Source organism: Thalassolituus sp. UBA2009, from assembly GCF_002335285.1.
Classification (GTDB): Bacteria; Pseudomonadota; Gammaproteobacteria; order Pseudomonadales; family Oceanobacteraceae; genus Venatoribacter; species Venatoribacter alkanivorans.
On the sequence record NZ_DDCJ01000085.1, the window covers coordinates 571 to 7,028 of the forward strand.

Consider the following 6,458-nt stretch of genomic DNA (forward strand, 5'->3'; position numbering starts at 1 on the left):
CTCCTTACAGGGGGCCAGGGGCTTGCCCCGGAAAGGCGCTTCAGATTGAAAAACAGTAGTCGATTAATGGTGCAGATTGGAGTGACACGATGTCACTCCAATCTGTGGGAAAGCAGTGCGGTAAACCGGGATGCAGGATCAGAGGTTATTAATGTTCGCGCAGTTTCCATTGCGAGAAAAACGGATACAGCAACGGTAAGACAAACAAAGTGAGGAAGGTAGCGGTAACCAGTCCGCCAACAATGACGCTGGCCAGCGGCTTCTGAATTTCAGCTCCCAGTCCGTTTGACATCAGCATCGGAATTAATCCCAGCGCTGAGGTCAGTGCGGTCATTAATACCGGACGCAGGCGTGATAGGGCACCGTTAAATACGGCATCTTGCAAGGTATGGCCGGCGGCAAAGCGCTGGTTAATACTCTCGACCATCACCACACCATTTAACACTGCCACGCCAAACAGGGTGATAAATCCCACCGAACCGGGTACCGATAAATACTGGCCGGATAACCACAGCGAAAAGATTCCGCCAATAACCGCCAGCGGCACATTCAGCAGAATCAGCAGCGCCTGGCCGACCGAGCCAAAGGCGAAATACAGCAGCAGGGCAATTAATCCTAATGACAGCGGTACAATCATCATTAAGCGTTGCTGCGCGCGTTGCTGATTTTCAAACTGACCGCCAATACTGACGGCGTAGCCCGGCGGTAATTGCAGCTGAGTGTCGATGGCGTTACGGATATCGGCCACCACACTGCCCATATCGCGGCCTTCAACGTTGGCCTGAATTACCAGTCGCCGCTGCACGTCATCACGCCGTACCTGTGGCGGCCCGGAGGAAAATTCCACCGTAGCAACATCACCGAGGCGGACGATGGCACCGGAGGGTGAACGCAGGCGTAATTCAGCAATAGCGGCGGCGTTGTCGCGGAACTCCTGCTGCAGGCGCACATAAATATCGTAACGTTCGTTACCGTTAATAATCTGTCCGGTACTGGTGCCACCCAGGCCATCACGTACCAGAGTCAGTACGTTATCCACCGATAAACCATAACGCGATAAAGCATCGCGTTTGGGCGTAATAACCAGCTGTGATTCACCGGCAATCTGTTCCATAGCGACATCGCGGGTACCGGCAATGGTTTTTACCAGGGTTTCGATCTGCTGCCCCTGCTGTGCCAGAACGTCCAGATCCGGGCCGAATAATTTTATGGCCAGCTGGGCGCGAACACCGGACAGTAATTCATCGACGCGGGTGCCGATGGGCTGGGAAAAGTTAAATAACAGACCGGGGAAAACTTCGAGTTTTTCTTCCATTAAACGCTGCAGCACCAGGCGGTTATCGGCCGACTGCCATTCGCTGCGGGGTTTTAAGCCGATATAAATTTCGATATTACTGACCGGCTCCGGATCGCCGCCCAGTTCCGGCCGGCCGATACGGCTCATGGCGTAATTCACTTCCGGAAACTGCAGTAATAAGGCTTCCAGTTTCGGCGCAACACTCAGTGCGGTTTCTAAGCCGGCAGAGGGTGCCAGAGTAACGCGCAGGTTAATGGTGCCTTCTTCCAGTTCCGGAACAAACTCGGTGCCAAGGCGTGGAGCAATAATCACGGCGGCCAGCAATAATACTCCGGCCAGCAACATCACCCGCCGTGGAAAACGCAGCGCCTGAGTGAGCAGGTGGCGATACAGTTTTTCCAGAGGCTGCAGTAAGGGGCTGGGTTTGGCGGTTACCGCTGTGCGGAACATAAAGGTCGCCAGTGCCGGAACAACAATAAGGGCGACCAGAACGGCGACCAGCATGGCGAGCATGATGGAAATGGCCATCGGCTGGAACAGCTTGGCCTCAACACCCTCAAAACCAAACAGCGGTAAAAACACCAGCAGAATAATACCGGTGGCAAAAAATACCGGGCGCGCCACTTCGGCAGCGGCTTCCTGAATACGCAGGCTGATGCTGCCTTTGTCGGCATCGGGGTTGTGTTGCAGATGGCGGAACATATTTTCCACCATCACCACCGAACCATCGACCAGCATACCAATGGCAACGGCAATACCACCGAGTGACATCAGGTTGGCCGATAAGCCATACCAGGACATCAGCATTAAAGCGATGGCGACCGATATTGGAATCGAGATTAATACCAGTACCGTGGCGCGCAGATTCATCATAAACAGCGCCAGTACAATCAGAATAAATACAAAGGCCAGTGCCAGTGCATTGACTACCGTACTGACGGCCTGTTCGATTAATCCGGCCTGATCGTAAATAACCTCAAAGCTGACGCCTGCGGGCAATGCCCGGTTAATCAGGGCAATCCGCTGATGAATACCGTCGATGGTAGCTTTGGTATTGGCGCCCATACGTTTAAGTACGATGCCGGACACAACCTCGCCGCCGTTATTTTGATCATCGCTGCGGCTGAAGGTGACTGCGCCCTGACGGATTTCACTGCCGAAGCTGACCTCAGCCACATCAGCTACGGTAACGGCGACGCCATCAATTACCCGCAACGGAATCTGCGCTAATTGTTTTAAACCCTGTTCACCACTGTCGAGCCAGCCGGTGCCACGGATCACCAGTTGTTCCTGGCCACGGTTTAAATACCAGCCGCCGACATTGCGGTTATTGGCTTCCAGTGCATCGATCACATCCTGCTGCGATAACTGAAACGCCAGCAAACGGTCAGGATTTAAATTCACCTGATACTGGCGCACATCACCACCAAAGGACAATATATCGGTCACACCATCAACCGGCATTAACAGCAGTTTTACCAGCCAGTCATTCAGGCTGCGCAGTTGCATCAGGTCGTAACCTGAGCCGGGTTCGGCCTGCAGTACATACTGGAATATCTGCCCCAGACCGGAGGTATTCGGTCCCATTTCCGGAATACCAGCGCCCTGCGGAATAAATTCGCGCGCGGCCTGCAAGCGCTCGAACACCAGCTGGCGAGCAAAATAAATATCGGTCCCTTCGTTAAATACCACGGTAATGCCGGATAAACCGGTTTTGGATATAGAACGTACTTCGGCCACGCCGGGCAGGGCGTACATGACCGCCTCAATCGGGTAGGTAATGAGTTTTTCCACTTCTTCGGCGGCCAGTCCCGGCGCTTCGGTATTAATGGCTACCTGCACGTTGGTAACGTCGGGAAAGGCATCGAGGTTCAGCTTCGGCAAAGCGAAAGCGGCAGCAATACATAAACTGGTGATGGCAATCAGCACCAGCAGGCGGTTAGCGACCGCCCAACGGGTTAATAACGTAAACATAGTTTAATACCCAACCCTTAATGATTATGCGGATCAAAGCCGCCTTTCGCCTGCTCGGAAGCAATAAAAAAAGCGCCGGCGACGACGATGGGGTACGCAGAAAGTGCAGACGGATCATCGCTGCTGATTTCTACCTGGGGTTCTTTTGCGGTGCTGATGGTGCGGCCACGTTCTACTTCCAGTGCGCGGAATTCGCCGGGTGCGCTTTCAATAAAAACCTGCCAGTCGCCATCGCTGCCTCGCATTAATGCGGTTTCCGGCACCAGCCTGATGGCCTCTGTGGACTGGGTATAAAATGTGGCATTGGCAAATAAACCAGGGTGCAGACGATGATCCGGGTTATTCACCGTTAAGCGCACAATACGGGTGCGGGTTAATGGATCAATGGTGTGGGATTCGTGGCTTATCTGCGCGCTGATCTCCAGTCCGGCGACATTAAGAATAACGCGGGTATCGCGGGTTAAATGCAGCTCAGATTCTGCCGGTAAACGCGCTTCAGCCCAGAGCGTGGTTTCGTCGGTGATCTGCATTAATGCGCTGCCCGCCATCACCCGCTGGCCCTGCTGAAAATCATCGCTTAATACCAGTCCGGCAGTTTTAGCGGTTAACTGATATTCACCAAAGCTGGCCGGAGTTAATTCTGCATCGGCATTCAGGCCATAAGCCGTGAGGCGTGCCCGCGCAGCGGCGAGGGTATTCTCGGCCTGATTATAACGGGCGGCACCGGCGGCATTTTTACCGAGATTTTTTACCCGCAGCCATTCGGAACGGGCACTGCGTAACTCCGCCTGGGCACTGGCAACCCCTTCACTGAATAATGTCAGCAATGCTTGCCCCGGTTGTACGTGATCACCCAGTGCAACATGGCGGGTGATTACCACCGAATCGACCCGTGGGGAGACAACAAAACTGCGGTAACCGTTGGCGCGGATTTCGGCCGGGGCGCGCAGCGGAATATCGGTTTTTTCTGCCGGGATTATCTGGCTGATAATTCCGGCTTGTTGTATTTGATCGGCGCTTAAATGCACGCTGTTGTCGTTATTTTCATCCTGATCGTTCTGATGATTGTGCTCATCGCTTTGCTCAGTGCTGTGGTCATCGCTGTGGTCATCGCTGTGGTCATCGCTGTGGTCATGTTCGTCGTGTTTATGCTCTTTTGGCGATTCACTGACGGCTTCGTTATGGCCGGATACCGCTTCGTGATTGTGACTGTCAGCGGCATAGCCCTGCAGTGGAAGTATGAGAATAAAAGCCATGAGCAGGCGTTGGGCTGTGCCCGCATGATTAACAGCAGGCATTTTTTTTACAGATGCTGATTTTTTTACTGAAAATAGTGAAGACATAATTTTCTCACTCTGAAATCGGGCTGTTGGTATTTGCAGCAGCGCTTAAAAAACGGCGGATAGTCTGGCTGTCGCTCAGCCATTGGATCTGTGCCTGACGATAATCACCGGTTAATTCAATACCGGCCTGCAGACTGGCGGCCCACTGTGCGGATGCCTGAAGATAAGCGCTGGTGCTGAGGTCGCCGTTGCGCCATTGCTGTTGCAGTAATTGCGCGCTGCGCTGGCCGCCATCGGGCATCAGTGCTTGCCATTGTTTAACCTGACGGCGGTAAGCCTGAACCCGGCTATGGCTGGCGCGCAGCTGCTGTTGCTGTTGTTGCAGGCTGACGTAAAACTCCGCTTCGGCCTGCAGGGCTTCGCCATTGGCTGCAGCCGCAGCCTGACGGTAAGAGCTGCGTACATTGAGCGGCAAAGACAGGGCCAGTCCTAAGACATCTTCCTCGCCATTACGCCCGGCACTGACGCCAAGGGTTGGTTCGGCGCGCAGGCTGTCGCGGCTAAGCTGCGCGCGCTGCTGCTCGGCCAGCCAGAACAGTCGGGCGCTTTCACTTTGCGGATGTGACAGTGCCAGTTGCTTAAGCTGCGTGTCGCTCAGCGGCTGCTGCGATAATTGTTGTGCGCTGTTATCCAGTTGCTGAATGAGTGCATTGAGGTATTGCGGCTGTTGTTGCCAGTCCGGCAGCAGGGCAGATAACTGCGCAGCGGCGGCACTTAATTCCGCCTGACTGGCGGCAATATCGGCCAGCAGCGAGCTTTGTGCCAGCAGTGCAAGTTCGGCATCCAGCGCACTTAAATCACCAATGCTGCGACGTTGCTCAATCAGTTGCGTCAGCGTCTGCTGTTGCTGCTGCAGACGCTGCATTAATTGATCACGCTGTTGCGCGCTTTGATAACGCACAATGGCGGCTAAGGCATCAGCGGTGGTTTGCTGCAGGCTTTGCTGATATTGCTGCCCGGCCTGCTGTTGCAGTCGTTGCTGCTGCTGGCTGCGCGCTTCTCGCTGGTTCCACCAGTCGATTTTCTGGCTGATTTCCAGCGCATAATTATTGCTACTGCCTTCCTGCTCCAGCCGGGTTTGCAGCTCGGGGTTGTACAGTGGCTGAGCGGCTGCCTGAGTCCATAATGCGCGACTGTTTTGTTGTGCCGCCGCCGCTTTTACCTGCGGCGTTTGCGCTATGCGACTTTGCAGCCAGAGGCGTGCAGCCTCATGGAAATGGCTGTTCGTGTTGTTACTGCTGTTGATGTCTGACGCATACGCAGGTATGGCCAGGGCGCTGGCGATCGCGAGCGCTATAACAGGGATCATATTCATGCGGTATTCCTGAATAAAAAATACGATGAGCCAGCGGATTGCAGGTGTCTGTTACCGGGGCTGATAAACGCGGTTATTCCGGAATAAATCGGAGGGCGCAGGTGCGGGCTGAGCGCACGCACAATCAGAGTGCGGTTGTAGAGGTTGTTCATGCTGCGGCTTTTTGTTGCAGCGGCTAATGCGTCGTTAACCGGTAAGGATAACGGTGCGTGAGCATGGCAATGACAGCAGTCGTGCTGGGCCAGATTATCGTTATTCTGGTCGTTGTTTTGTGCGGTATTGTTTGGCGCGGTATTGTTTTGGCTGGTATCAGCCTGAATATCATCCGCCAGTACCTGCATCATATCGCTATGGTGAGCGGGCTGGTGTTCGTTCAGATGATCGGCAGCCGAACGCCCGAAGGTTTCATGCACATCCGCCAACGCCACAACCGACTGAAACAGGGTCAGCAGTAATAAGGCGACATTTAACAGGCGGATATTGCGCATAAATAAACGGCAGAATTATTAGGGCCTGTTAACACTAATTA

General features: G+C 54.0%; 4 protein-coding genes. All 4 read right to left on the reverse strand.

Going from position 1 to position 6,458, the window contains the following annotated elements; all coding sequences use genetic code 11:
• Window positions 1-148: 148 nt before the first annotated feature.
• Window positions 149-3,271 carry an efflux RND transporter permease subunit gene (locus B3P58_RS10585; RefSeq protein ID WP_286717441.1) on the reverse strand — a complete coding sequence of 1,041 codons (3,123 nt, stop codon included), beginning with the start codon at window positions 3,269-3,271 and terminating at the stop codon, window positions 149-151.
• 17 nt (window positions 3,272-3,288) lie between these two features.
• Window positions 3,289-4,527, reverse strand: coding sequence for an efflux RND transporter periplasmic adaptor subunit (locus B3P58_RS10590; RefSeq protein ID WP_286717442.1), 1,239 nt, complete (start codon window positions 4,525-4,527; stop codon window positions 3,289-3,291).
• A gap of 94 nt (window positions 4,528-4,621) precedes the next feature.
• A complete protein-coding gene (locus B3P58_RS10595) occupies window positions 4,622-5,929 on the reverse strand; it encodes a TolC family protein (protein WP_286717444.1) in 1,308 nt (435 codons plus the stop codon).
• The gene (locus tag B3P58_RS10600; protein ID WP_286717445.1) at window positions 5,926-6,417 is read right to left on the reverse strand and encodes a hypothetical protein; all 492 of its coding nucleotides are present in this window, start codon (window positions 6,415-6,417) and stop codon (window positions 5,926-5,928) included. The genes B3P58_RS10595 and B3P58_RS10600 overlap by 4 nt, the downstream gene beginning before the upstream one ends.
• Window positions 6,418-6,458 lie beyond the last annotated feature (41 nt).

Bases quoted from the DNA above. Each gene is read 5' to 3' on its own strand.
- B3P58_RS10585 (WP_286717441.1), bottom strand. From the start codon at position 3,271: ATGTTTACGTTATTAACCCGTTGGGCGGTCGCTAACCGCCTGCTGGTG.
- B3P58_RS10590 (WP_286717442.1), bottom strand. From the start codon at position 4,527: ATGGCTTTTATTCTCATACTTCCACTGCAGGGCTATGCCGCTGACAGT.
- B3P58_RS10595 (WP_286717444.1), bottom strand. From the start codon at position 5,929: ATGAATATGATCCCTGTTATAGCGCTCGCGATCGCCAGCGCCCTGGCC.
- B3P58_RS10600 (WP_286717445.1), bottom strand. From the start codon at position 6,417: ATGCGCAATATCCGCCTGTTAAATGTCGCCTTATTACTGCTGACCCTG.